Source organism: Actinocrinis sp. (assembly GCF_035605935.1).
In the GTDB taxonomy this organism is placed as follows: domain Bacteria; phylum Actinomycetota; class Actinomycetes; order Streptomycetales; family Catenulisporaceae; genus Actinocrinis.
The window spans coordinates 1-2,041 of record NZ_DATNGK010000209.1; the positions used below are offsets into that span (position 1 = coordinate 1).

The window sequence follows — 2,041 nt, forward strand, 5'->3', positions numbered from 1 at the left end:
TATCCGCATCCGACGAAAGCGTGGAAGCGAATCCCTGGGGCGATCATTCACCATAATCACGGACAAGAAGTGATCAACCTTGAGATCGTCGTGAAGCCGACCGCCAAGCTTGGTACGGCTACAGCAATAGACATGTATTACGAAGCCGACGGCACGCACTATGTGCGGCGATTCACGGATGGTCTCAAGGTGCCGGTAGGCGGGAAATGTTGATTCGGTGGCCAGCGTCCGAGGCGACAGTCGGCCGGGTCGTGCTGGTCCATCCCCGGCATCTCCGCCTGCTAGCCGCCTGGGTGGCAGAGGCAACGGCCCGGTGGCCGGATTCGACCGAGGATACCCACATCTGAGCAGCGTGTGGAGCCGTGAGGGCCCGCTAGCTGCTCAGGCCCCCACGGCTCCGGGTTTCAGCTCTGGAGCGGCGTGCAGACCGCTCCGGTGTCGGCCCCAGACACCAGCGCCGCGTACTTCGCCAGCGCACCGGTGGTGTAGTTCGGGGCCGGCCGCTTCCAGCCAGCCTTCCGCCGGTCCAGTTCAGCCTCAGAAACGAGCAGGTCAAGGCGCCGCTCAGGAATGTCGACCAGGATCTTGTCGCCGTCTTCGACCAGCGCGATCGGGCCGCCGTCGAACGCCTCAGGCGCGGTGTGCGCGATGCACGCGCCGAACGTGGCCCCGGAGAACCGTCCGTCGGTGACCAGCACGACGTCCTTGCCGAGCCCGGCCCCCTTGATCGCGGCGGTGACGGCCAGCATCTCGCGCATGCCGGGGCCGCCCTTCGGGCCTTCGTACCGGATCACGACCACGTCGCCCTTGGAGACCTGGCCGCCGGTGATCGCCGCGAAGCAGTCCTCCTCGCGCTCGAACACCCGGGCCGTGCCCTCGAATCGCAGCTTCTCGAGCCCCGGCACCTTCACGACGGCGCCGCGCGGCGCGAGCGAGCCGCGCAGCACGCCCAGGCCGCCCTCGGGCAGGATCGGGTCGCTGATCGGGTGCACCACGGTGCCGTCCGGCGCGACCGCGTCGGCCACGTTCTCGGCCAGCGTGCGACCGTTGACACTAACAGCGGAGCCGTCGATCAGCCCGGCAGAAAGCAGTTCCTTCAGCACCACAGGCAGCCCACCGACCTGGTCGAGCTCGCTCATCACGAACCGCCCGGCCGGCCGCATCGAGGCGATCAGCGGCGTACGTCGACTGACCGCGTCGAAGTCGTCCATGGTCAGCTCGACCTGGGCCTCGTGCGCGATCGCCAGCAGGTGCAAGATCGCGTTGGTGGAACCCGCCGTGGCCATTACGACTGCAGCCGCGTTCAAGAACGCGGTCCGCGTCATGATGTCGCGCGGCCGCAAACCGGCCGCCAGCGCCTGCACGGTCACCTCGCCGGTCGCCCTTGCCAGCGCCGTCCGCTCCGCCGAAACCGCCGGCGGCGACGCGGCTCCCGGCAGCGCCATCCCGAGCGCCTCCGAGCAGGCCGACATCGTGTTGGCCGTGTACATCCCAGCACACGATCCAGCGCCCGGACAGGCGGCCCGCTCGACCGCGAGCAGGTCGGCGTCGGACATCTCGCCGGTGGCCTGCGCCCCCACGGCCTCGAACACATCCTGGATGGTCAGCGTCCGCCCCAGCGCATGCCCCGGCAGGATGGTCCCGCCGTACAGGAACGCGGCCGGAACGTTCAGCCGGGCGCACGCCATCAGCATGCCGGGCAGCGACTTGTCGCAGCCGGCGATGGCGACGAGCGCGTCGAACCGTTCGGCGTGCACCATCAACTCGACCGAGTCGGCGATGACCTCCCGGCTGACCAGGGACGCCTTCATGCCTTCGTGGCCCATCGCGATGCCATCGGAGACCGCGATCGTGCCGAACTCAATCGGCACCGCCCCCGCCTGCCTGACGCCTTCCTTAGCGGCCGAGGCGAGCCCGTTGAGATGCAGGTTGCACGGCGTGACCTCGTTCCACGAGGAGGCCACGGCCACTTGCGGCAGCTTGAGATCCTCCTCGCTGAGGCCGACGGCGCGGAGCATCGCCCGTTGCGGTGCCCTGGCGG

The 2,041-nt window shown here is 68.9% G+C and carries 2 protein-coding genes; one reads left to right on the plus strand and one right to left on the minus strand.

Features of this window, described 5'->3' with window-relative positions:
• Positions 1-213: hypothetical protein (locus VN779_RS16750; RefSeq protein WP_325724316.1), on the plus strand; the 213-nt coding region annotated here is incomplete at its 5' end.
• 191 nt (positions 214-404) lie between these two features.
• On the opposite strand, the gene ilvD is transcribed toward VN779_RS16750, so the two are convergent.
• A partial coding sequence (gene ilvD, locus VN779_RS16755; RefSeq protein ID WP_325724318.1) for a dihydroxy-acid dehydratase occupies positions 405-2,041 on the minus strand: 1,637 nt, incomplete at its 5' end.